The organism is Pseudoalteromonas sp. MMG022 (assembly GCF_021654245.1).
Classification (GTDB): Bacteria; Pseudomonadota; Gammaproteobacteria; order Enterobacterales; family Alteromonadaceae; genus Pseudoalteromonas; species Pseudoalteromonas amylolytica.
The window spans coordinates 118,093-142,964 of sequence record NZ_JAKFZQ010000010.1 but is presented as its reverse complement, the minus strand read 5'-3'; the positions used below and the strand labels follow the sequence as shown (position 1 = coordinate 142,964).

The 24,872-nt window shown below is 43.4% G+C and carries 22 protein-coding genes; 6 read left to right on the top strand and 16 right to left on the bottom strand.

The features are described 5' to 3' along the window. Window positions 1-70: 70 nt before the first annotated feature. On the bottom strand, window positions 71-562 hold the full coding sequence (locus tag L1070_RS11390) for a hypothetical protein (RefSeq protein WP_237125635.1): 492 nt from the start codon (window positions 560-562) through the stop codon (window positions 71-73). A 270-nt stretch (window positions 563-832) separates the two neighbouring features. Here L1070_RS11390 and L1070_RS11385 point away from each other — a divergent pair, with 270 nt between their 5' ends. The 3 genes from L1070_RS11385 to L1070_RS11375 all read left to right on the top strand — a co-directional run bounded on the left by L1070_RS11385 (window position 833) and on the right by L1070_RS11375 (window position 4,213). Next, window positions 833-2,299 (top strand): mannan-binding lectin, encoded by a 1,467-nt coding sequence (locus L1070_RS11385; protein WP_237125634.1) that lies wholly within the window; start codon window positions 833-835, stop codon window positions 2,297-2,299. Window positions 2,300-2,366: 67 nt separating this feature from the next. Beyond that, window positions 2,367-3,200 carry a hypothetical protein gene (locus L1070_RS11380; protein ID WP_237125633.1) on the top strand — a complete coding sequence of 278 codons (834 nt, stop codon included), beginning with the start codon at window positions 2,367-2,369 and terminating at the stop codon, window positions 3,198-3,200. Continuing rightward, window positions 3,197-4,213 carry a glycosyltransferase gene (locus tag L1070_RS11375; protein ID WP_237125632.1) on the top strand — a complete coding sequence of 339 codons (1,017 nt, stop codon included), beginning with the start codon at window positions 3,197-3,199 and terminating at the stop codon, window positions 4,211-4,213. The genes L1070_RS11380 and L1070_RS11375 overlap by 4 nt, the downstream gene beginning before the upstream one ends. 28 nt (window positions 4,214-4,241) lie before the next feature. Here the strand turns inward: L1070_RS11375 and L1070_RS11370 are convergent, their stop codons facing one another. From L1070_RS11370 to L1070_RS11330, 9 genes are all read right to left on the bottom strand, one after another. Further along, window positions 4,242-6,029, bottom strand: a complete 1,788-nt coding sequence (locus L1070_RS11370; RefSeq protein ID WP_237125631.1) for a hypothetical protein — start codon at window positions 6,027-6,029, stop codon at window positions 4,242-4,244. A gap of 23 nt (window positions 6,030-6,052) precedes the next feature. Continuing rightward, window positions 6,053-6,472: a hypothetical protein gene (locus L1070_RS11365; RefSeq protein WP_070983845.1), complete on the bottom strand. Its 420-nt coding sequence runs from the start codon at window positions 6,470-6,472 to the stop codon at window positions 6,053-6,055. 146 nt (window positions 6,473-6,618) lie between these two features. Then, a complete protein-coding gene (locus tag L1070_RS11360; protein WP_237125630.1) occupies window positions 6,619-7,929 on the bottom strand; it encodes a hypothetical protein in 1,311 nt (436 codons plus the stop codon). A gap of 10 nt (window positions 7,930-7,939) precedes the next feature. Next, window positions 7,940-8,455 (bottom strand): HAD hydrolase family protein, encoded by a 516-nt coding sequence (locus L1070_RS11355; RefSeq protein WP_070984054.1) that lies wholly within the window; start codon window positions 8,453-8,455, stop codon window positions 7,940-7,942. Between the two features lie 10 nt (window positions 8,456-8,465). Next, window positions 8,466-9,206 carry a sulfotransferase gene (locus L1070_RS11350; protein WP_237125629.1) on the bottom strand — a complete coding sequence of 247 codons (741 nt, stop codon included), beginning with the start codon at window positions 9,204-9,206 and terminating at the stop codon, window positions 8,466-8,468. Beyond that, window positions 9,199-11,034 (bottom strand): WD40 repeat domain-containing protein, encoded by a 1,836-nt coding sequence (locus L1070_RS11345; protein WP_237125628.1) that lies wholly within the window; start codon window positions 11,032-11,034, stop codon window positions 9,199-9,201. The genes L1070_RS11350 and L1070_RS11345 overlap by 8 nt, the downstream gene beginning before the upstream one ends. A gap of 14 nt (window positions 11,035-11,048) precedes the next feature. After that, on the bottom strand, window positions 11,049-12,512 hold the full coding sequence (locus L1070_RS11340; protein ID WP_237125627.1) for a hypothetical protein: 1,464 nt from the start codon (window positions 12,510-12,512) through the stop codon (window positions 11,049-11,051). After that, window positions 12,505-13,782, bottom strand: coding sequence for a GTP cyclohydrolase II RibA (ribA, locus tag L1070_RS11335; protein ID WP_237125626.1), 1,278 nt, complete (start codon window positions 13,780-13,782; stop codon window positions 12,505-12,507). Before ribA ends, L1070_RS11340 begins: the two co-directional genes overlap by 8 nt. A gap of 209 nt (window positions 13,783-13,991) precedes the next feature. After that, complete coding sequence (locus L1070_RS11330; protein ID WP_237125625.1) at window positions 13,992-14,693, bottom strand: methyltransferase; 702 nt, start codon at window positions 14,691-14,693, stop codon at window positions 13,992-13,994. A gap of 68 nt (window positions 14,694-14,761) precedes the next feature. Here L1070_RS11330 and srmB point away from each other — a divergent pair, with 68 nt between their 5' ends. Further along, the gene (srmB, locus tag L1070_RS11325) at window positions 14,762-15,994 is read left to right on the top strand and encodes an ATP-dependent RNA helicase SrmB (protein WP_237125624.1); all 1,233 of its coding nucleotides are present in this window, start codon (window positions 14,762-14,764) and stop codon (window positions 15,992-15,994) included. Between the two features lie 64 nt (window positions 15,995-16,058). On the opposite strand, the gene L1070_RS11320 is transcribed toward srmB, so the two are convergent. The 3 genes from L1070_RS11320 to yaaA form a co-directional block, all read right to left on the bottom strand. Then, window positions 16,059-18,710, bottom strand: coding sequence for an ATP-binding protein (locus tag L1070_RS11320; protein ID WP_237125623.1), 2,652 nt, complete (start codon window positions 18,708-18,710; stop codon window positions 16,059-16,061). A gap of 12 nt (window positions 18,711-18,722) precedes the next feature. Continuing rightward, on the bottom strand, window positions 18,723-19,982 hold the full coding sequence (locus L1070_RS11315; RefSeq protein ID WP_237125643.1) for an extracellular solute-binding protein: 1,260 nt from the start codon (window positions 19,980-19,982) through the stop codon (window positions 18,723-18,725). A gap of 262 nt (window positions 19,983-20,244) precedes the next feature. Beyond that, window positions 20,245-21,024, bottom strand: a complete 780-nt coding sequence (gene yaaA, locus L1070_RS11310; protein WP_237125622.1) for a peroxide stress protein YaaA — start codon at window positions 21,022-21,024, stop codon at window positions 20,245-20,247. 266 nt (window positions 21,025-21,290) lie between these two features. On the opposite strand from yaaA, the gene tal reads away from it, so the two are divergent. Beyond that, complete coding sequence (gene tal / locus L1070_RS11305; protein WP_237125621.1) at window positions 21,291-22,241, top strand: transaldolase; 951 nt, start codon at window positions 21,291-21,293, stop codon at window positions 22,239-22,241. Between the two features lie 211 nt (window positions 22,242-22,452). Continuing rightward, the gene (locus L1070_RS11300) at window positions 22,453-22,644 is read left to right on the top strand and encodes a DUF3545 family protein (protein ID WP_070983833.1); all 192 of its coding nucleotides are present in this window, start codon (window positions 22,453-22,455) and stop codon (window positions 22,642-22,644) included. An 85-nt stretch (window positions 22,645-22,729) separates the two neighbouring features. Here L1070_RS11300 and ung read toward each other — a convergent pair whose 3' ends face one another. Genes ung through cobO form a run of 3 tightly spaced genes read right to left on the bottom strand, consistent with a single transcriptional unit; the run spans window position 22,730 to window position 24,854 of the window. Beyond that, a complete protein-coding gene (ung, locus tag L1070_RS11295) occupies window positions 22,730-23,389 on the bottom strand; it encodes a uracil-DNA glycosylase (RefSeq protein ID WP_070983832.1) in 660 nt (219 codons plus the stop codon). 11 nt (window positions 23,390-23,400) lie between these two features. Next, window positions 23,401-24,243, bottom strand: coding sequence for a cobalamin-binding protein (locus tag L1070_RS11290; protein WP_237125620.1), 843 nt, complete (start codon window positions 24,241-24,243; stop codon window positions 23,401-23,403). Then, window positions 24,243-24,854 (bottom strand): cob(I)yrinic acid a,c-diamide adenosyltransferase, encoded by a 612-nt coding sequence (gene cobO / locus L1070_RS11285; RefSeq protein WP_237125619.1) that lies wholly within the window; start codon window positions 24,852-24,854, stop codon window positions 24,243-24,245. Before cobO ends, L1070_RS11290 begins: the two co-directional genes overlap by 1 nt. Window positions 24,855-24,872: the final 18 nt, after the last annotated feature.

Genomic DNA, 24,872 nt, shown 5'->3' with positions numbered 1-24,872 from the left:
CCTATATCCGAATAAAATAAAAATCAATAAATATCAAAGAGGTGTGCAACATTTTCAGGTACATACTCGTCTAATACCATGAAAGCTCTCTTCGCCAACATTTCATGAATGGAAATCCCAAATCAGGGTCAACCATATCCCACGCTTTTAACAAAGGTGTACCAAATGCCTCTCCTTCAGAAAATATCTTGATAAAATGATCACTTGCCCCTTTGTATCCATGGGGATGAAAAACAACGTCAAGTGGTAAGCCAATAAATCTACTTGCCGCGACCGACCAAGCAATCGCCGCCATTTCTTCTCCTTGCATCCAGCTTTGATTGCGGCCACTTTTATATACATCATCGCTCATCATATACCTTTCTGTCGGTTCACAAACAGCTAGGTGCCCCGCTTCGTGCAATATATCACCGGGATAAAGTAACTTTTCTGCGTCTATCTGTAACACGCCCCGTTCGAGCCTCAGTCCTGGTAAAAACGTTTTTTGCTCGATGGAGCATACCTCGTGTGGGATATCTATTTGCTTTAAAAAATCCAAAATAGTCAATACGGTTGCATGCATTACCTGTTGTCCTTCTTCCAATGCTTTTATCTGTAAGTAAGGTATATATTACTGTTTAATCAATCTAGATCGTCATGTTTGTAATAAGATGTAATTTTTGTTTTTTGGCTTTCTAACTATACTTCAGTCATCCAGTTTGATGGATGGTAAGGAAGCTTGTGTATCACCTATTTATAGGTCGCGCCTTTGCAGCAGTCTAGCCTCTTGTACTTTTATGTAACGCAGTATCCTTTAAATCGCTGTTTACTTTTACACTCTCAGGGGCGAGTCATGAAAAATAAAAGCAATGCCAGATTCGTATGGCAAAGATATCTACCTATTGTTAGCTGTGGTTTGATCTTAGCACTACCAGCTAAGCAAGCCATTAGTGCTCAAACGCAAACGACTAGCTGTACCGCGCCAGCAAGCTGGTTTTCAGGTGACCCAGGTATTCCCGAAGAAGTACCAAATAACGGTAATGACTTCTGTGATTTTTATCAATTCACATGGCAATCATTCATCAGTTTGATGTCTCCCTACAAAAGTACCTCAACCGACTCTGAAAACAACGCAGAAAATCGAAACTTCTCAAACACCAGCGACTACCCTCTTTATGAGCTAGGTGCGAATGGCGCGCCTGCGAACTCGTGTGACAACACAATTACGGGCGTGACGTTGAAAAACGCCTTAGACAAAAGCGGTAGCTTCATTCATGGTGAGGCAGGTGGTGGCGATGTAATTTTCGATCAAGCCGGCAATATTGTTTATTACGATATGCGCTTTAGCCGCAACATGTGTGATGATGCAGATAAAATAAAGAATGCAACCAATTTCCCGGGTGGCACAACTGAGTTAAAAACCGCTTGGAAAGTCTTAACTAAAACAGACAATCAAGCAGACTACCTTGTGTGGAACAACCCACAAGGCGCGCCCGCCAACACCACGCTTGGTTTGATTGGCTTTCATTTTGCTATCGCAACCCCCGATCATCCAGAGTTTATCTGGGCAACATTTGAACACAATAAAAATGCGCCTGACTGTAACAAACCCGCCACCAATACTGGCTGGTCATTTATCAGTGAGTCATGTTCAGCTGCCCTTGCAAGCTCAGACAATACATCAATGTCTAAGTGTCTAAACCAAGCAGCACCAAACGGGACACTTACCGGCGTGCCCACTGAAATATGCCGCGTCTATCCGCATGGCACCGCTGCCGATGACTGGAAGGCAGAAGAAAATGTTAGCGATATTGTATCGATGAACAGCAGTGTTCATAAGCAGCTAACAGGTGATATGAGCATTTTCAAAAACTACTTTAATGTTGGTGCCATTTGGGTAAGCGATATCACCAAAGATTCCAGTGTCAATGGCGATGTCAGCAATCAGCGAGGCTCGCTGCGTTTAGCAAACACCGTTGCTGAGACCACATTTCAATGGGTTGATACGAACCCAAAAACTAATAACGGATTCGCTTCTAACTGTTTTGGCTGCCACGGATATGCTGGTACAGACACGGTAAAAAATAAGAACACGACCTCTGGGTTACTAAGCCACATATTTGACGACATCGTTGTTGGTATGGGTCAGTGCGTTGATGTTCAAGCTGGACCAATATATAGCCAGCAAGATGCAGTAAAAAAATGTAAAGACGGTACCTCTGATGCAAAAGGCGTATGTCCAAACCTCGGGTTAACATGGAATGGCCAATGGAGTACGACCGAAGAGGGTGTTATGTCAGTGTGCGGTTGCTGCAAATAACTTAATCCATACACCTGAGCCAATACCCTTTGTTATTGGCTCAGTATTATTAAAGGCGCGCCATCCTATGAAATTACTTTTTTATCCCCAGTACCCAGACAAAGAGTATTACTCCATCACTCACATCATCAATAGACTGGGCTATCAGGTAACCCGTGATTTAGAAGCTTCATTTGACGTGGCTTTTTTGTGGAGCGATGTAACGGAGTTGAACTGTCCGCACAAGCTGCTTGATGCAGCAGATGGCAAACATATCATCAACCAAAACTGCCTCAATATCAGTAAAAAACATGTTGAACAATTACAATACGCCGTGTTTGGTTATGGTAGCTTTATTGATCCTCTTACTCATAAAGGTCGTTGCGTCGAAAAGCCAAATGCCAATGGGGTTAAGGGTGGTCGAGTAATCGATACACCGATAGACTCTTTAGATGACAGTAAAGTTTATCAAGCACTGATTGACTCTACTGTCGGCGACTACCAACAGGAGTACCGAGTGCCTGTTATTTTTGGCCAGCTTCCCATTGTTTATTTAGTACAACAAGCTGTCGCTAACGACTCATTGGATGACCGTGTCCAAAAGCCACCTGAACTCTTAGGTACCCACAAGATGTTTAGCTACCAAGAGCAGGTAAATATCACCAAATTTTGTCAACTCATCGGCTTAGATTTTGGCGAGCTAGACATTGTAAGGTGCTCTCAAAGCCAACGTTTGTTCATTCTAGACGCTAATAAAACACCGGCAGGATATGGCATGCTAAATTACTTTTCATGGCACCCCCAAAATAAAGAGGTAGCATTAGACATGCTGACAGAAACCTTCGATAGAGCAATCAATAAGTTACTTGTTGATAACTCCACCTCTGAATTTGCCAACCCAATCGGAGCACATAATCTATGAAAAAAGCTTATTGCTTGGCCACAGTAACTTGCGATAACTTCGCACTCGGTACAGAGGTTTTAATTTATAGCTTTTTGAAATATAACCCTTGGTTTGAAGGCGATATTGTCATCTTTATTGACCACTTGTCGTCGGCCAACAAAGCGCGCCTGAGTGCTCATTACCCAGTTAAGTTTATTAAGCGCTCCGAGCAAATTGAAAACGCAACCGACAGGCTACGCACACATTTGCCAACTCTGCGTGCGGATCTCCATTTGCGGTTATTGTCACTTGAAATCCTACGTTTACGTGGCTATGAAAAGTTGGTTTTTCTCGATAGCGATGGCATGTGCTGCAATAACATCAAAGAGGTGTTTGACAGCCCTTATGACTTTTTAGCCGCACGAGACGGTTTTGCATACGAGCACAGAGCAAATGAGTTACTGAAAAAAACACCTTTTGATGCCTTAACAATTCCGCAAAGCTATGGTCAGAACAATCTCATTCACACATTTAACTCAGGTTTTATGGCTATTTCAAGCACCTATCTTACTGATGAGCATTATCAAGGCGTTGTCAGTCTCATTGACGACCTTTCGCTCTGGAAAGACTTCGGTAGTAAAGGCTTTACCGACCAAATGCTGTTGAATATCTATTTTCAGAATAAAGTGACTTTGGTAGATGGTCGTTACAACTTTATGCCATTTATCGAGCAGTACATACACCAACTGGACAAACTGACACTATTAGATGCTAAATTCATTCACTTTGCAGGCGTTATCAAGCCATGGTTTAATTATGATGACAGTGAAATACTTGAATTAGCGCCACATTACCTAAAGTACCTGCATTTATGGCGAGATGTTTGGACTGAGTGCACCCTTGGCTCAGATGATCAGTTCGCAGCTTGGAAAATCACTCAACAATATGATTGGACAGAACACAGTGGTGCAAAACAACCCCTGACAATGCAAGCTTTATCTTGTGAATATGAAGCGCCGCTCTCCCCAGTAAAAGTCGTCAACCAAATATAAAAGGAGTGCCAAGCACTCCTTTTCACTGTTACTTACCTTGTGTAGCCATATACTTTTGTGCAGCTGTACTTAAGCTGACGCCAGTTTGGTCGAATGGATCTGCGGTAAAGCCTCCGTTACCTTCTAGGTTTGGCTGACTGATCAAGAAGCTAAAAATACTGCTTGTCGTACCGTCTTTATTTGTATATTTCGCCTGACCATGACACCCCATGCAGCCCCCCATCACAATGGAGTTTTGATCCCCATGGCTAATACCTGGAACCACTAAGTTAGGCACATTCTGTATATTGGCCGCCGTTGAACCTGCTCGTGGGTTAGGTAAACAGTTTACACTGGGCTGGCCTGCGCTTGGAACGGGCTGACTACAATTAGTCGTATTAGGTGGTTGAGGAAGTGGGCCCGGAGCCCCGCCTTTAAACAACTGAATACCTGGTTGGCTACTTTCTATTACATTATTTGCTAAGAAATAGTCTTGCGTGAGTGGGTTTGCTTTGCCGGCCACACTGCTGTCTTCGTTCACAGGTAATGGCTGAACTCCTTTTAGTTGGTAATACTGCCATACAGAATTACCAAACTGTTTTGATTGCGCCATGGCATTTTTCACTTCTTGATTGACGCTAGTAACCGCATTGGTAATCGTTGGTGGTTGAACCACTTTAATTGGCCCTGCTGAGGTGGCGGTTGGCTGGGTAAAGTTACCATTGATAAACTCATAACCATTTGCAGGGGTAATATCACCCGCTGTAGGTAATGGTAATTGCACTAAATTTGTACCAGTATTCACAATCGCATGAGGCGTTGATGACACCGTACTTTGATAGCTCAACTGGTTATAAGTCGTATAAAAATACAAGCCTGTTTCTGCGCCATTGGGCTTTTTCAGGTTATCTACGTGCTCAAATGTAGAAAATACAAACGCTTCGTAGTTTTCCATCTTTCTTATAATGTGTAGACCAATCAGACCAAATGTGGCGACATGTGCTTGTGCCTCACTCCCTTCGCCTTTGTAGTACAAAGCTTCCGCAGTATGATAGCGGCCAGATTGAGCCAAATCATCACTTAGTACCCGCCACGCTGCTTTTATTTCTATCGTTTCATTTGGTAAATCAAAGTTCTCTAATGGTTCATTAGGTGTAACATTTAATCCTTTAATGTAATCATATTCGGTTTGGTTGACTTTAGCTTCAAACAATACTTCATAGTCGTCATATGGATTAGCCGAAGGCGTACTGCCATTTTTTGGAAAAAAGATTTTATTCTGACCTATCTGGGAGTTTTCATCTAGGTTGTTAAAGCGCGCCTGGCTGGATGGCACACTCAGATTAATAAAGTCGTATTTCGGCAACAAAGTCGGAAAGTCACCACTGGCCTTCGCATTTTTAGGGAACAGCTCTGAGCGATGGGCATAGCTCTCCCAGACAAGAATGTTATTGCTGAAATTATCCGTTGAGCTTTTACCCGATTGATAAAAACGTGGATTACCCGATGTCACAAAGTTTGCATTAGGATCGACCGTTCCCCTAACAACGGGAGAAACATTGCTTTGTCCCGAGCTGGCTTTCTTGGTCGGCGAGTTCAAGTAAATAAACTGCCGCCAAGCAAAGCGTGCAAACTGTTCATGACTTATTGGGTCATTCAACTGATATTGTGGTGGCGGTGCTGGTAACTGCGCTGGCGTTGCCGTTAAATCACTTGCAGTGATAGGCGACCCACCAGGAAAACTTTGTGCTGCCACAACGCTTGACCCCATAGCTATCGCCCCCGACAATGCCGCCTGTGAAACAAATTTATATAAACCTTTTACTTGCATATTCATAGTGAATTCCTTTTTGACGACAGTTAACCCTGAGAGTTAAACCATTGCAGTGATAAACTGGTATCATTGTAATCAGGCTCTGGCCCTCCCTGATCATCGGTTACAAATAACGTTCCACCACCATAAACAATGCCATTGAGATCAAACTCAACAGTACTAGCCGCCACCAGCGAAGTCTGAGAGTGATCATTTCTGAACTGGATTTGGTAACCAGATTCCATGATGAATTTACCATTGCCATTGGCAAACAGATTCACGCCGGTCCCTTGTCCAGTAATGGGAAATGAATGTGATTGCCCATCAAACGTTTGGAAGGTAATAGGTTGACCGTTAGTATCAATAATCTGTATCTGCTGCTGGAATTGCGCTTGGTGAGTGGCACAAAAAATGACGAGTTTTCCCGCTGGAATACTAAGCGCCTGGGGTGCTGACCAATTAGACATGTTAATTTCCTCTTCAACAATGCGTTTAAGCGAGCATGGCTCGCGAAGTTAAATAAGCATTCAATATTCTTTGCTTATTGTGTGTACAGGCACGGTGATATGCTTGATTAACACCGACTACGCATGTATTCATTTTGAAGATTGCACTACTGATAATCACTAAGTACTGAGTGCATATCTCCTGATTTTTTAATCCGAAGCAGTCGCTGATTGTGCCAAGCATAGATCCCTTGACATGGGTGAATGAATGGTTGTTTGAGTACATTGCTATAGCCCCCCATGTATTGAAACACTACAAAGTCTCCAGCCTGTACGGTGCCATTGACCGTTTGGCAAATGATATCCTTCTCAATACAGGTATTGCCGACAATATCAAAGGTCTCACCTGAATTAGACGTGGAGCGACTGCCAGGCTTTGGTATTAGTTGCACGGGCAAGGTTTCACCTTGCCATTTATGGTTAACGTTGTGGTTACTGCCATTTATAAGTGCGACCGTTCTACCTGAGCAACTTTTAACCTCTAAGACTTGTGCCACAAATACCATGGCGTTTGACACCAAAGCAGTGCCAGGTTCTAGCAAAAGTAACGGCTGGTTTACCCCTTCTTGCACTGTGTATTGAGATCTAATAGGCGTACAGATAGCTTCGGCGTATTGCTCGAACGTCGCGACACTTTCGCCATATTGAACAGCCAAAGAATCCGGCATATGACCAAAAAATCCGCCTCCAACATTTATAAAATTAGGCGTGGTTGATGAGAAGAAAGCTTCACTAGCGCTCAGCAAGCCATTAATTCTAGAAGCAAAAGAAACTGTACTGCGAGATGAGTTGGAGTAATGGCTGTGAAAGCCTACTATTTCACAATTTTTGAGACTGTTTTGCCAATTGATTAATTTGCTCATATTAGCTTTATCGCTTGGGATCCCAAAACGTGAATCACCGCCTTCGGTGATTGGATAGGTAATTCGCACGCCTATCTTAAAATGACGCTCAGGATAGCGCTGACACACTTTTTCAACCATCGCCAACAAGTACCAAGCATCAGCATTGAACAGCGCACCATCCGTCATCACAGTTTCTACAAACTGCTGACTATGAACAGGACCGTTTACAATCACTTGAGAAGGATGATAACCCACTACTTTAGTGGCAATGTCATATTCCATCCTCGACACAACCTCAGCAAAACATCCAAGTTCTTTCAAGTGGTGACACAGTGCAGGCGTGTAATTGGTTTTAAATGAATATGCGACTTGACACGCTTCATACTGCTGCGCAAAACAGCTTCTAAACTGGTGGTAGTTGTCACTGACCTTGTTCAGGTCTAATAAATAGTACGCATCCTCAGCAATATCCGCCAATTCTTTTAACTGCGCATAGCTCAAGCGCTGCAAGCGGGCTGGAGACTTTTCAAAGCTAGGAACATGAACATCTGTATACTCCTTATACGTAGACATAACTTACTCCTTACTCTAAATATCTTGCTGTTGCTTGCTGCCACAGGCCTTTTGCTTTAAGTAAGGCAACGAGTACCTCTCTTACCGCACCTTGCCCCCCACTAGCTTGTGTCGTCCAATGCGCGACCTCTTTGGCTTCAACACTGGCATCAGCTGGACACGCCGCAATGCCTACACGGCGCATCACTGGTATATCCATCAAGTCGTCACCCATGTACAAACATTGCTGTGCACTTAACTGGTGCGCTTCCAACACCCGTTTAAACGCGTCCAATTTTACAATTTCGCCAAAACAACATGGCGCCATCTCAAGCTCTTGTGCGTGTTCAGTATTGGCAGGATCAGCCCTACCTGAAATAATACCGACTGGAATGCCAGCGCGAATCGTCATGCGAATTAAGTGGTCATCTTGGGAATGAAAAAATTTGATTCTCTCTGCTCCCCCGTAGCCAACTAAGCCATTTGTCATGACCCCATCAATGTCTAGCAACACCATGCGAATTTGTTTTGCTTTTTCACTATCCATACTATCTCTGCTATCCATCTAAACTCGTCAATTGGGAACGTAATGCGGGTTCCTCACAGCGTAATAATTCTTGATAATTTACAATCACCTCGCTTAAATCTTTGGGAGTTTGTTTACGGCTTTGAGCGACTAACGGCACATTGTCTAGGTTTAAAAACTCCAGCATAAGCCGCCGCTGTGATGGCGTATTGATAGCCTCATACTCAACCTCACACCAGTCTTGTCCACAAAGGTGAAGCGTATCTCTAATCTGCTGGTAGTAAGATTGATTCAAAGCGATGTCGGTTTGTAGCTGCTCGATATCGACCTTGACCTGACAGCGGGCATGCGGTGGCAAAGTGCTGTAGTCCTCCCACACGCCGCTTTGCTCGGCAATCAATTTGGAGACGTGAACTTTCAGCTGGTTTCGACGCTCCAATATGATTTTCTTTATTCCTGAGTCATGAAGTAAATGAGAGAACACCGTTTGATTTTGACAATGAGTCATTTTAAAGCCCACAGCTTTGTGACCTAAGTTCGACTGCCATAAACGACTTAAGCAACGCAGTGGTTGCGCGTCCCTATGCTGTATACCATCGGCCAGACTGAATTCACTTGTTCGCAACGGCAAAGCGTAAAACAACCCGTTTGGATTGAAAATCTCATGATGGCATAAAATATCCGGGTGAGATTGCAACATAGTACACAACATATTGCTGCCACTTCTCGGGGCAGACAGTATGACAAAACGCTCAACTTTTTTATTAGGCATAAGCTGGCTCAGAAGTTTTTTGTGCCATAGAACGTAAACTATTAACGGTTGTTAACTGTGTAGGTTCGACCAAATAAATTGCTCCATCGTAAGATGTCGCAGCCAAAAGCTCACCATGGCGTACCACCGTGCTAATGCCATTTTTAGCAATACAACTACGTATCACCGCGCCGTTCGTTAAGTCTACTTTTAATAGTTCTCCCCAGTAATTGGTGATGATCACCGTGCTTTGGTCTAAAAACAGCAACCCTTTAGGAGAGCGTTTTCCTATGTGAATGCAGTGAAGTAACCTGCCATCTTCAAGACCGTGTACTTTTAAAATGAAATCACGCCCTGCACTGGCAACGTACTGTCCACTTGGGTCTATCGCTACATCATCGATAATGGCAGTGTGGCCTAGATAGTGCTGTAAAATATTGCCCTCAAAATCCCAACTCACCAGCTCACCTTCGGCGCAGCAACTCACTCCTAAGCGTTTGTGAGGATGCAGAGCGAGCGCTTTAACAGCATTGTCATGCGCAGCAATCTTTTTGATTTGTCTACCATCACTGGCTAAATGTGCAACCTTACCGCTATAACAGGCTACAAATAAGTCTCCCTCAAAACCGTTATGATGTGCGCTCACAATGCTGTTGATTGGCCCCTCCAAGAGCGCAATACTTGCTTGTTCATGTAGGTTTTGTTGCGAGCGTTCAAATAAGTACAAATGTTGATTGTGAGCGCCTGCTATAACTTTTTGCATGTGTGGGCAAAAGTGAACAGCGTTCATCAATACACGTCCGTTTTGTGGAACATACTGGGTATGCCAGCGCGCTTGTTCGCTGGTAAGCTCTCCAACACGAATAATGCCATCATCACTGACAGCCACCAAAGTTCCGTCCCCTTTAGATGCAACGTCATTGAAGCATGCATTGCCATGTGCGTGCTGGGCACCTAAATGATGTATACAGGCCCCTGATGTAACATCCCAGACAAACACAGTGCCATCAAAACTACCCGCAACGACTCTTTGACCATCCGACGCCCAGTTAAACGAGCGCTCCCATAAAGCATTTTTGCTTTCTAATTGCTGTATTTGCTCAAAGTTTTGATGATCCCAAATCAAAATCCGTTGGTCATAGGCCGCCGATAAAATATTTCCATTGGTTGGCGAGACCGCCACCTTTTTAATTGCTGAAGTGTGGCCTTGTAATTGCGCTATCAACTCATGTGTTTGCAGATCAAAAACTCTTACAATGCCGTCATCACATCCGAGTACCAGTCTGTGATTTTGCTCATCAATTGCACAGCTATCAGTTTCCGTCGTAAAAGGACCTATTTTGGCCTGTTGCTTGCCCGTGGTTATATCCCACACACGAAGCGTCATATCATCGCCCGATGTGTACAGCTTTCCAGCAAAGTAGTTGATCGACAACACATCTTTTTCATGCCCTAAAATGACGCGCTCAATCGATCCGGTATCAAGATCCCACAGCAATATCCGCCAATCCCGAGATACTGATGCGCCTAAATGGTCATTGATAAATACAAAGTCCTCAACATCATCGTCATGCCCTTTTAAAACACGTTTAAGGCTTTTATCCGTCAAATCCCACAAGTAAATGTTGTAATCTGATGAGGCACTGGCGGCCAATGTCCCAGCTTGATTAACCGTGACTCGATTAACCAAGTGCTCATGGTAGCCAAGCAATTCAACCTGCTCAGTATCAATATCAAATAAAGCAACGGCGCTATCGTAACCAGAGGTAATGATCTGCTGACTATTACCAATTTGAGCCGCACAAGTGATTGGGCCTCGATGATGTAGAAATTGTTCTGAAACACTCATAATCCATTCCTTTATTAAAATTGCATATCCAAGCATGGCAGTGTCTGCGGGTTTAACTCCCCCCCAGTTTGCTCCTCCAGCAAACCTTGATAGCGCCCTGCCGTTAAGCCATTGACAGCACAATTATTGTGGTCCGCGCCATTGACTCGGCACTTTGGAGCACACTGTGCCAATGATGACACCCAATCACGATAAAAAGACTCGCGTTGCTGTGCGTTAAAGTGCCAGTGGCTATAGATGGTGAAGAAGGCATTGCTCCACCAAATATAACTGTGGCCCGCACTTTCAATTACATCGAACAATGCCTGTCTATCCGCAAGCAAATCGATGTGCATATAACGATGAGGCAAAGCTTTGAAACGTTGCCACTGTGCTTTAAAGCTCTGTGCACCACCCCAGCGCTCTAACTCTGTTTGCCACAGGTGCTCTAAGTCTTGCCAATCAATGTTTTTGGTATCAGTGTTATGCCATAGTTGGTAGAAGCACTCTGGCTCAGGGAAATGCGCAAAGACTCTTTTTACAAATGCCGGAAAATCTTCACCATCCCAATGCTCAACAATGAATTGGCGAACAGCCAACGCCTGTTGACTGTAATCGAAAAACACCACTTCACTATTGGCATGAAATCCTTGTGTAGCCAATATTCGGTAAGCCTTAAAACCCGCCGCAACACTAAATACACTGTCAAGCGCCTGATCCTTAGGTTCATTATCCAAATCATCGTATGACTCAATATTCAGCAGAAAAACGCCCTTTTTGGCGTTTTGGATTTGCTTTTGCGCCCGCTGCAAAAACGCCAACTGAGCCGGTGCGAGCTTATTCTCAACTTCTGATAAGCTGTGAGAGTCAAGCAAACACTTTGCAAAGTGTTGTTGGCTTGTTGGTACATTGAGGTCAAATCGATTGTAGTTAATATCTTGAGTAAAAGCCCTGACACCAAGGTTATGTTGCAAACTATGCAACACGAATTGCCAGCCTTGGACATCACTAGGCTGGGTTTTAATTTGCCATTGTGCGCTATTGCTAAGCGCCGATTCAGATACGACGGTGACAACTTCCCGTGGTTGCCAATCCACTTCACCAAATTCTGGCATTCCAACCTTTTGATATTGAATGAGGTTTACCAGTATACAATTGGGTTCAATGCCCAAAGTATGGTTTTCTGAACGGTACAACTGCCCTGCGACTAAAAAGTCTTGCTGCTGGCAAAGTGCCGTAATACTCTGATGAAACCCCTGACGCTGCCAATGGGGTAAGTACCACTGCTCGTCAATCACATGCCCGACTGATTGGATAAGGCAATACTGCGCATCTCTATCTATCGCCATATTAAGTATTTCAGCGATGCTCTGCCCTTCTAGTATCTCTTGGCGGTAGCGGTAGCGAGAAAACGCGATAGTAAGCTCTCGAAGTTTACTTTGTAGCGCACTCAGTTGTTCGCCATAAGGGTTAAGCAAACCAAAAATGAGTTTATTCATAAGCTAATTCCTGCTTTTTTCTCGCATTGAGTTGTGATTGTTCTAGAGCAACACTCAGTAAAATTCCTTCACCAAAAGCTCTCGCCTCAATTTGATCGGCACAGATCCCCTGCAGCACCTCAGTTGCCAACCTAACAGCTTTGCAGATCGAAGGAGTGCGAACATAAATGGTCACGAGGTCGTACAATTGTTGAGAGACAAACGACTGGATTAACGTGATACCGCCTTCAACCAGCATACTCTCAACTTTTTTTTGCTTTAGTTGCGCAAGAGGCTGGGCCAACAAATAATCGTCAGCATTGACATGGGTCAGACCACTTTTTGTTCTTACAGTAGCAGAGCCCACCAAGAATGTTGCTCTGTGGATATTAGGTTGATCGACGTCTAAGTTTTGAAGTTTTGCCGCTCTTTTACCAGCAAAGACTATTCTCGCAGGCTGGCGCATAGGCTCTCGACCTAAGACCTCTTCTCTAACTGTCAATTTAGGGCTATCGTTGAGCCAAGTGTTTGCTCCCACTGCAATGGCATCATATTTTTGCCTCAGTTCATGCACTCGCTGCCAATCTGAATTGCACGACACCGATAGCGCTTCACCATTTGGACAACAAGTATTGGCATGCCCGTCAATAGCGAAATTAATATGAATAAATGGCCTGCTTATGGGATCTGGTATCGTTTTAGATCTGCCGTTTTGACTGGCTAACATGTGGCCCATCTGTTGACGTTTGGTTTCAAGGTAGTCAACTGCATGAGATGTCGGGTCACTTGGTACTGGCAGCCGACCTGTTACCTTGATCCCCAACTCCGTAAGTTGTTTAATTTTTAATGGGTTATTGGTTAGTAGCTGTACTGACTCTAAATCATGTAAGCGAATTATCTGCGCGGCATCATCATAGGTTCTTGCATCTATCGGTAGATTCAGCATCGCGTTTGCTTCAATCGTGTCGTAGCCTTGCTCTTGTAGGGCATACGCTTTAATTTTGTTGCTCAAGCCAATACCACGCCCTTCTTGGGGCAGGTAAATCACCATGCCGTGGTGCTTTGCAATATAGGACAAAGCAAAATCCAGTTGCTGTTTACAGTCACACTTTAATGACCCTAATACCTCTGCGGTAAAACATGCTGAGTGCATTCTAACGGGCAGGTCATTATGGCCCTGTAAATCACCTTTGCAGATAGCGGTGATCTCTTCACCTTTGTGGTTGCGATAAATTTTTACATCAAACGAGCCAAGCTGGGTGGGTAAAACGGTACTTGCAGTTAAGATCATAACGCACATTCCTTTTCTTACCTGTGACTGGGCCATACAAACCCAGTGTCAATCGCGCATCCCTTACCGCTCACAGCAATGCGAAACAAAATATTAACAATGTATAACTACTCTAGTTCAAAATCCTGAAAAAGAAATTACAACGGCTTACAAGGGGGTAATTTGGCATGTGTGGAAGGGGGTGAGAAAACTGCCCACCATTGATAAATTTACATTTTTAAATAAAAGTCTTTGCAAAGTTCGATAAAGTCACCGCTGTAAGTTTTATCCTGCTGATAAATACACAATGCTTCAACTTGAATAGCGTATGGCTGAGCATACTGGAACTCCATCATACTGCGAGTTGGACCTTTCTCAGATGTGCTAGAAACCAAACAATGGCGTAACAAAGATAAACCGTTTGCAGACGCTATTGACTGTAGCTGCTGTGCTTCTTTACATGGCAGAATTACCGCTAATCTAGACTCTCTATGGCTGACTCTTAAAAACACATTAATTAACGCTTCAAACGTTAGACTATCGGTATGGCGTGCAGTATTACGCGCTTTGCCTGGCCCTTTTAAGCTGTTATTAAAATAAGGCGGATTGCAAATAACGACATCAAACTGACGCTGGCATTCAAAAGACTCAATGTCACCTTGGTATACAGTGATCTCGCTCCACGGACTGCGCTTGATATTCACCCTCGCATCCTTAACCGCTCCAGAATCAATTTCCACCGCATCCACGTGCAAGTCTGGTTGACGTTGTTTGCACATCAGAGAGAGCAGGCCCGTGCCGCAGCCAATATCCAGTAAGTATTTGGTATTATTCAAGTTTACCCATGCACCGAGCATGACTCCATCGGTTGACACCTTCATTGCGGTATTGCTTTGTTGTATTTTAAACTGCTTAAATGCAAACCCAGACATGATTCACCTTTTCCAAAATAGCCATCGCGCGTATAATTGCGCACATTGTCCTTTATTTATGATGCGCTATGCAATTTTCTGAATTCGATCTTGATGCCAAAGTTTTGGCCGCCATTGACAAAATGGGCTTTGAAACAGCCACCAGCATTCAACAACTTGCGATACCTGAAGCCTTAATTGGTCGCGATATCTTAGCTTCAGCACCCACTGGTACCGGTAAAACCGCTGCATTCTTGATCCCTGCGATTCAGTATTTGCTAGATTTTCCTCGCCGCGACCCGGGATTCGCACGCGTGCTGATCATGGCACCTACTCGCGAGCTGGCTTATCAGGTACATGAGCAGTGTCAGTTACTTGCTGCACACACTCATCTACGCATAGGGGTTGTAACAGGCGGTATTAACTACGGTAGCCACAAGGAAATTTTTGAAAAAAACAATGATATTCTTATCGCCACACCTGGGCGCCTAATGGAGTATTTAGAGACTGAAAACTTCCACGCCGAGAATGTAGAATTACTGATCTTAGATGAAGCAGACCGAATGCTTGATTTGGGCTTCAAAAAAGAGATGCTGCGTATTTGTGATGAAGCAAAGAATCGCCGTCAATGTTTCTTGTTTTCTGCAACATTGGAAGGTGATAGTGTTGAGTTGTTTGCCGAGCGTATTCTTAATGATCCCGCGCTGCTAGAAGCTGAATCATCTCGAAAAGAAAAAGCCAAAATCCATCAGTGGGTGCATTTGGCGGATGACTACAAACACAAACTCGCTATGCTCACCCACCTGCTACAAAATGAAGAAGAAGTACAAAAAGCCATTGTGTTTGTAAAGACTCGCGAGCGATTGGAGCAGTTGGTCGGCGAACTTTACGCCAACGACATTAAAACAACTTGGCTTCGTGGTGAAATGCCGCAAGACAAACGTATGGCAGCGATGGCCAGCTTCCACAGTGGTAGAACTCGCATTTTGATCGCCACCGATGTTGCCGCTCGTGGTATTGATGTGCCTGACATTACGCATGTTATTAACTTTGACATGCCACGAACTGCTGATGTGTATGTACACCGTATTGGTAGAACTGGCCGTGCTGGTAAAAAAGGCACAGCCATCTCTTTAGTCGAAGCCCATGATGCGGCAATACTGGCTAAAGTTGAACGTTATACGGAGCAAAGTCTTAAGCGTAGAGTGATCAAAGGGATAGAACCGAAACACAAAGAAGCTAAGCTCCCAAAAAAGAAAAAAGACCCTGTAAAAATCAAAGCAAAGAAAAAGCTTAAAGCTAAGCAAAAGAAAAAGAAGTAACCTCTCTTTCGTAATGCAGCCTAAACTCACTTGTAGCACGTTGAGTTTAGGCTTTGTTTGATTGTCAATGAAGATACTGTAATAAGACCGCCTTGAGTTTGTCCATTTCTATCGGTTTGGTTAGGAAATTGTCCATCCCATGTGCAATAGCTTTGTCAAAGTCTTCAGACATTGCATTAGCAGACAAACCACATATTGGAATATTCAATTTTAGTTCTTTGCGGATGCACTCAGTAGCTGTAAAACCATCCATTACTGGCATTTGTATGTCCATTAAAACGAGATCATATGCATACGGTGTGTTACTTAACTTATTGATTGCTTGTTTGCCATCTTCGGCGATATCCGCCTCAAGCCCCAAATTATTTAAGAGCTTTTTAGCGACCATCTGGTTCACGGCATTGTCTTCAACTAACAGAATATGACCACGTAAATTCAGTTCTATTTCTGGCTCTACATGAACTTGCTTTTTCCCATTGCGCAGACCAAACAACTTGCATGAATAGTCATAGAAGGTCACGTAAGTAAATGGCATTTCCATGACCAATACATCGTCAGCAATCCCTGCTCGGGTAAGCAATACCGTATCTCTTTTATCAATAACAACACATAGCTTTTCACAATAGTGCTGTAGCATTGCCATATCTGACAGGCTTAATGTCTTAGATAGTTCGTGATCTAACATCAAGACCACGTGTTTACTGGCAATTTGCTGCTGAGATATGTGCTTTGACTTACCCAACTGTAAGTAATTGACCTTACAATTATTAACCGTAAAATATTCACTGACAAGGTTGAGCGGTCTCGTGTCGTGGCTATGATATATCAAAGTCACTGCTAAATTATTTGACTCGGGAAGTTTTAATATCTCCTGATGTTGTGCCGGTTTTAACCTTAATAAGACCGAAAAAACCGACCCCTTGTCTGGTTGAGAGCGCACGCTGATACTGCCATGCATCAGCTCACAAAGCTGCTTAACAATCGCCAGCCCCAAACCTGTACCGCCATACTTTCTGCTGGTTGATACATCTGCCTGAGAAAACCGCTCAAACACCTCTCGTTGGTGTTGTTGTGACATACCGACACCCGTATCTTCAACTTCTATACTGAGGATCACTTCACCGGTTGCACTACCATGCGCTGACAATCGTATGTCTATCCCGCCTATCGAAGTAAATTTAATGGCGTTGTTACATAAATTTAAGATAATTTGCGTGATACGTACTTCGTCGCCAACAAAATGGCTTAATTCGGTTGGACATAAGCACCTAAGATATAAATTCTTTTCAGCGGCTCTGAGGCTAACTGACGCAAGGATGTTCTCAAGCATCTTATCAAGTGCAAACTCCTTTTCTTCAATATCAAGTTTACCGGCTTCGATTTTAGAAAAGTCTAAAATGTCATTGATCACCGACATTAACACACCACTTGAATAATCAATTTTATCAAGACATTCGCGCTGCTCTTCCTGCAAATCAGATTTTTTCATAAGTTCAACCAGTCCGATAATGCCATTCATTGGGGTGCGGATTTCGTGGCTCATATTTGCCAAAAATAAACTTTTTGAAACGGTTGCTTGCTCAGCTTCCTGACGCTTAATATCCAATTCCTTATTGAGTTCTTTTTGCTCTACTACTAACTCTTTTGTCCGTTCGAATAGCTCAGTTATTTGAATATTCTTTTTATGGAATACACTGGCCGCGAGTGACAGTTGGCCGATTTCATCTGAGCGCTTTAAATAGGGGATATCGGCGACATGTAAATTATTGCTGAGTCGCTGAAACAGTGCAGTCAAAGTGCGAATTGGTCTAATCACCCTGAGAATTAAAAACGCGGCATACACAGCAACCAATAGCATACTCAATAGGATGAAGAGCTCGCTACGCTGTTGCAGCGAGTGCATGGTTTGTCTTGCCGCAACAATTCTTGCGCGCATCTCCTGCTCTTCGAGTTCTCGCAGCTTTGAAGATAGATGTAATATCTCGTTGGCACTGCCCGTTAAAACAACATTGGTTAAATACAAATAACCACGAATGGTTTGATGTAGCTTTCTAAAGGCCAAATGAATGTTTTGAAAATGATCCGCTACGGTTGGTTTATTTAACTGGCTAAGTTTTGCTTTTGCCGCGGATATTTGAGCGTCAAATTTGCTAATATGTTCTGCACTTTGTGTATTCAGATAGGCAAGTACCGAATTGTGAGCACTAAGCAGATGAGATGATATAAGTGCTCGGTTGTTTGCATCAACGTCTTTATCTATGGCTTGTTGTGCATGATTAATCAAACCCAGTAACTCATCTTGATATAAAGACTGGCGCTTTTCTCTACCCGAAATAACCATCAATAAATTATCTCGATAGTCATTGACGTGAGTACGCATCCGCCTAATCATATCACTCCCCTCCTCAGTGCGATTGGGCGACTGCTCAAGTCTTAACAATGTGCTTTCGATCGTTTCTATAAGCGCTTGACTGCGATTCATCGTAACCAAACTTGCCGACTGTTTGTAGATGAGTACATTACGCTGCAGGTCAATGACATCAAGCTCAAGATCATGAGCGATTTCTGCCATTTGACTGGATTGCTCAATTTCCGTATCGCGCTGTTCTAACAGCTGATAGCTTATGTCAGTTAAGTAGGCTGATATTAGCGCCATCAACCCAATACACAATAAACCAAAGCCCAGTTGAAATGTCAGAGAGCGATAAAACCTCATATCTCTCTCCTACTAGTTAATGAACTCATACCATTTTTGCAAACTGTAGTCATAACTGGGCATGACCGTATTCCAAACCGCCACATTGCTAAAACGTTTCAGATAACTGCCTCCAGTGCGTACCTCTCCCTTTTTCACAGACAAATGGCCATCAGTCCCTGCTAAGTCACTTGCCGCGGGCAAGCCTTCATACCAATAATCCCATTCATCTTTTGACAAGTAGTTTTTTGCCCTCTGCGGGTTAGAAATGTAATACCCCTGACGCGCAATAAAGGCACCAGGCCAACCCGACAACCACCAATTCATGTATTCATATGCTGCATCTTTCACCGCACCTTGTGTATGTGAAGACAAACACATTACGCCATGCCAGCCCCGATATCCCTCTTTCGGTGCGGCATAAATCACTGGCACATTTTGGCCATTAAGCGCCGACACGGCTGGTGAAAACATACTTTCAATAACCACACGGTTGCTTTTCATAAAATCAACGGACTCAGGCACCGATGTCCAAAAACCACTAAAGTGACCTTGTTGCTTAAACTCACTTAAGATTTTAAATAATTGATCAAGCTCCTTATTGGTAATATTACCAATATTACCGAAGGTCATTAGCCGCTGGGCTTGAGCTGCGAGTGCTAAATCGAACAAGCCAATGGTTGGCGCATTCACTACCCCCACCTTACCCCGATACTTTTTATCAAGTAACCATCCCCAACTCTCCGTTTTGTACGGAATTCCAGGTTCGATGATATTGGTGTTATAGCCAAATGAATCAACATTGTGTACATAAGGTAAATAGCTAATAAAATCAGTTTCTTTATCTGAAATACTGCCATCTGGCTGCACATGTAGTAATTTGTATGGCGCGTCTCCGGCGCCAATATTCGCATTCGGTTGCACGCGGCCGGTTTTGGTCAATGGGTTAATTTCATCCCAGTAGCGTAACCGCTTCTTTTCTATAGGCTGAATTGACCCTGTATACCACAGCACGTTAATACTATTAGACCATTGCTCATACAAATCAAAAGACTCTGGCGACATTGCTGCCTTTTGCAATACCGCAGCACTCCCCTTAGGTTCAAATGACAGGTTTATGCCCAAGTCCTTCTGCGCCTGCTCTTTAAGCGCTGCTTGTAAGGTCACATGCGTGCCAAGCACCCTAACAGTATGTGTTTTTTTGGCAAACACATAGGGCGCATTAAACCCGAGTAAGCCACATGCTCCAAGCCCAGCTGCTCCCTTTAGTAACTTGCGCTTACTTTGGTCAATATCACAATGCCGCGGTTTGTCAGCCATTACTATTTCCTTTTTGTCGTTACCGTACGACACATAAATTACTTAAATTTTAATCAAGTATAGAAGAGCAGCTGGTATTTGGTATGCGCCAGTATAAATTTTTACCTTGGCATCATAGCCATTAGATAACAAAGAAAAGATGACATTTTGCGAGTCTAAACAGATGGCTTAACTTAGCAAATAGGAGGGGGTTGGAAGCAAATTGAAAAAGCGTGCAATGCACGCTTTCATCGTTCTAGTTTTGTTCTTCTCGCAAGAAGACAGGCTCATTGGCTTTTGTCGTGGCTTGCTCGCTGTAGTAGTAACCTGCCATATCAAACTCTCGTAACGTGCCCAGACTTGTCACTTGCTGTTCCATAATATAGCGAGCCATCATCCCTCGCGCTTTTTTCGCATAAAAGCTAATCACTTTATATTGGCCATTTTTACAATCTTTAAAGACCGGCGTAATAATCTCACCCTCAAGAGATTTCTTATCCACGGCCTTAAAATACTCATTGGAAGCGAGGTTAACCAACTGTGATGATTTACTCTGTGCCAACGCTTCATTTAATTTTTGAGCGATAATACTGCCCCAGAATTCATATAAATTCTTACCTTTGGGATTGTCGAGCTTAGTGCCCATTTCTAATCGATACGCCTGCATCAGATCCAGTGGTTTTAATACACCATACAAACCAGATAAAATCCGCAAATGCTGCTGCGCATAAGCAAGCGCATCCTCACTAAGCGTGTTGGCTTCCAGCCCACTATATACATCACCATTAAAAGCCAGTACCGCCTGTTTTGCATTTTGAGCCGTGAAAGGCACAGACCAATCATTAAAGCGCGCTACGTTCAACCCAGCAAGCTTGTCACTAATCTTCATTAAGCTAGCAACCTGTTGCATTGATAAGGTGCGACATACTTTTATCAACTCTTCACTGTGCTGTAGTAATTCTGGTTGTGTAAAATGCGATATATGAGATGGCGTTTCAAAGTCTAAATTTTTTGCAGGTGAGATAACCGTGATCATGGTGAGCCTATTGACTTAAAATTTGTTTAATGTCAATTTCAACACTATCCCCCATTTACTTCAAGTGTTGAATAACCCTTGATTTTATAGGGGATAACAACAATTCAAATCAAGTGTCCCTACTTTTTATACACTGTGAACGCCCACCTAATAGTGTTATCCGCATAAATACGGACAATTGACCTATTAATGGCCGTCATGGTACTGCAACATAGGAGCACTAAGATTTCTCGAAATTTTGCTGCAAATAGGAATGAGGAAAACCAATGACATCAGCACTAGATAGGCTCAAACAGCACTCTTCGATCGTTGCCGATACTGGCGATATTGAAGCAATTCGTAAGCATCAACCAGAAGATGCTACAACTAATCCATCGCTGCTTTTAAAAGCGAGCGAAATGCCAGCCTATCAAGCTTATCTTCAAAAAGCATGGGACTACGCAAAGTCAGCACACACAGACATGGATAAACAGTTAGAGCTTGCATGTGATTATTTTGCAGTTTTAATTGGTAAAGAAATCGCAGATATCGTCCCAGGCTACATCTCTACAGAAGTGGATGCTCGCCTATCGTTTGATACACAAGCGACCATTGATAAAGCAAAAAGCTTATTGTCGCTTTATCGCAAAGAAGGTGTGAGCCAAGACAAGATACTGATTAAAATTGCATCCACTTGGGAAGGCATCAAGGCAGCTGAGCAATTAGAAAAAGAGGGTATCAAATGTAATTTGACCTTGCTATTTAGCCAAGCTCAAGCCCGCGCATGTGCTGATGCAAACGTGTTTTTGATTTCTCCATTTGTGGGCAGAATTTTAGACTGGCATGTTGCCAACGGCTTAGAAAAGCCAACCGATCCACTTGCCGATCCTGGTGTTCAGTCGGTTCGCAGCATCTACGAGTTTTACAAGCGTCATGGTTATAAAACGGTAGTAATGGGTGCAAGCTTCAGAAACACGGGTGAAATAATCGCACTTACGGGCTGTGACAAATTAACGATTAGTCCTGCGTTACTTGAAGAGTTAGGTGAGTTAACCGATGCACCTGATTATTTACTCGAAAGCAACGATGACCTAGAGGCAAAACCTGCACCATTAAGTGAAGCGCAATTCCGCTGGTTACATAACGAAGATGCCATGGCAACAGAAAAGTTAGCCGAAGGTATCCGCGCTTTCGCACAAGCGCAAGAAGAATTAGAAACGCGCTTCAAAGCCCTTTAATCGCGCCTACTAATTCCTAAAAAAACGCCGCTTCATGTGGCGTTTTTTAATCCCTCCTATTTGTTGATTTTAATCAAACTGTCACTTTACTTTAACTCAATCGACATATTTGTGTTTTATTTTTACGCAAGTTGTGGTATACCGAAGTTGCTTAACGTGCGAAATTAAGCGCAAAAGCGTTATTGAGGTTAATAATCAATAGGAGAAATTCATGGATAGCCTAGACGATATAATAGAAATATTAGAAGGTCCTGAAATACAAAAACGAACCTCTCAGAAAAAGCAAAAACGAAAATGGCGTGAAATAGAAGCGCTAAAAGATAAACAGCGTCTTCGCAAAGAACTACAGGAATTAGATTACTTCGCAGACAACCTAGATTTAGACGAATTAGACTTCATCTAATTCATCTAAATTTAACCATTAAAAAAGGCTCCTTTGAGCCTTTTTTAATGTTCGTCAAAGTCAAATGTTCTTCACTATCCTAGCTCTAAACCTGCCAGTTAATAGGTTGCTTACCCATCTCCTGTAGTAGCTGATTGGTTTTAGAGAAGTGTTGGCAGCCAAAGAACCCTCGGTGGACTGACAAGGGAGAAGGATGCGGAGCGTGCAAAACATGGTGGCGGCGCTTATCTATGTTTTTACCTTTTTTCTGCGCGTGTGCGCCCCACAACAAAAACACGATACCGTCACTGTGCGTGTTTAATTGCTCAATGACCACATCAGTAAAGCGCTCCCAGCCCAACTTTTTATGGGAGTGCGCTTCACCTTGCTCAACAGTCAATACCGTGTTGAGCAGCAATACACCTTGCTCAGCCCATGGTAATAAGTAGCCATGATTAGGAATGCTAAACCCCTCAATATCCTGCGCCAGTTCTTTGTACATATTTGCTAATGACGGCGGCGGCTTAATACCAGGAAGCACTGAAAAGCACAGGCCATGGGCTTGATTTGGACCATGATACGGGTCTTGTCCTAATATCACGACTTTGACGTTTTCAAACGGCGTAGCCTTGAAGGCTTCAAAGACTTGCTCTTGTGGTGGGTAAACCGTGACCCCCTCACTGCGGCGTTGCGCCACATAGTTTAGTGTATCTTGAAAATAGCCTTGCTGTTTTTCCTGACCCAGTACATCTTGCCAAGTTGTCATGCTGGTTTCCTTTAGTTTTTATCGTAGTGTGCGCGAGCTAATTGCATTTTATCACACATATCCGTCACCCCATCAAGCACCCGTGTACTGTAGCGATGCAGTAAGTCCGCATTTACCTCGATAAATTGTTGAGATTGAACCGCTGGGATCTCAGGCCAAGCTTGCCAATTAATGGTGGGCATCACCTTTTTGCTTTTTTCATTGGGCAGCACAATAACTTCAGGCTTTCTCTTAAGCACATTTTCAACACTGATTTGCGGATACTTCATTGAGCTATCAGCAAATACGTTATCTACACTACACAATTCCAATAGCTGATGAATCCATGTATTACGGTTTATCGTCATCATTGGCTCGGGCCAAAGCTGATAAAACACCTTTAATCGTTGAGCTCCTTGGTAGCGCTTTTTTATGTTATTAAAACGCGTCGTAAACTGTTGAGCGAGTTGCTCTGCCCGCGCGCTTTTGCCAGTTAACGTACCAAATAAGCGTAATTCATCTGCAACCTTGCTAATGTCTTTGGTATCGCTGAAAATCACACGAATACCCAGCTTTTCGAGTTTATCAAGATCATCCTTTTTGTTGCCCAAATGCCAAGCAATCACTAAGTCAGGCTTCAATGCCAATACTTTTTCTAGCATGATGCCATTGTGACCTCCAACACGAACAATGTCGTTCGCAGCTGCTGGATAATCTGCATACTCTACTGTGCCGACGATGTGCTCACCTGCCCCTATGGCAAACAAGTTTTCGACAATATGAGGAGCCAATGCAACGATCCGCTTTGCCTCATTGGCATGCCCACAGCTAAAAGATAAGCCAATGACAGCTAAGCATAAACGTATATAAAACATTAGAAGTCAAACCCTTCTAGCGCTTTAATACCAGACTCAAAGGCATGCTTAACATTGCGAACTTCACTGACCGTATCAGCTAATTCCGTAAGTTTTCGATGCGCGCCACGACCTGTCACAATCACTGACTGCATTTTAGGGCGATGTGCGATTGCATGAAGTACTTCCTCAAGATCAATATAATCGTAACTGACCATGTAGGTAAGTTCGTCAAGCATCACCAAATCAATGCTGTCATCTTGTAACCATGCCTTAGCTTGCTGCCAAGTTTGTTGCGCGGCTTGAGTGTCAGTTTCACGATTCTGCGTCTCCCAGGTAAATCCTGTTTTCATCACCGCAAAAGGAACCCCCGCCTTTTCTAGCAAGTTACGCTCACCGCACTCCCACATTCCTTTGATAAATTGTGCCACAACCGCTTGCTTACCATGACCGACACAGCGTGCCACTGTCCCAAACCCCGAGGTTGATTTGCCTTTACCATTACCTGTGATCACTTGAAAAATGCCTTGCACTTTGTCAGCGGCGGCAACCTTGGCGTCCACTTGTTCCTTAACTTTTTGCTGCCTTTGCTGATGCTTTTGCTGATTCTTGTTACTTTCTGAGTCGCTCATAAATTCCTCGTTATTAAT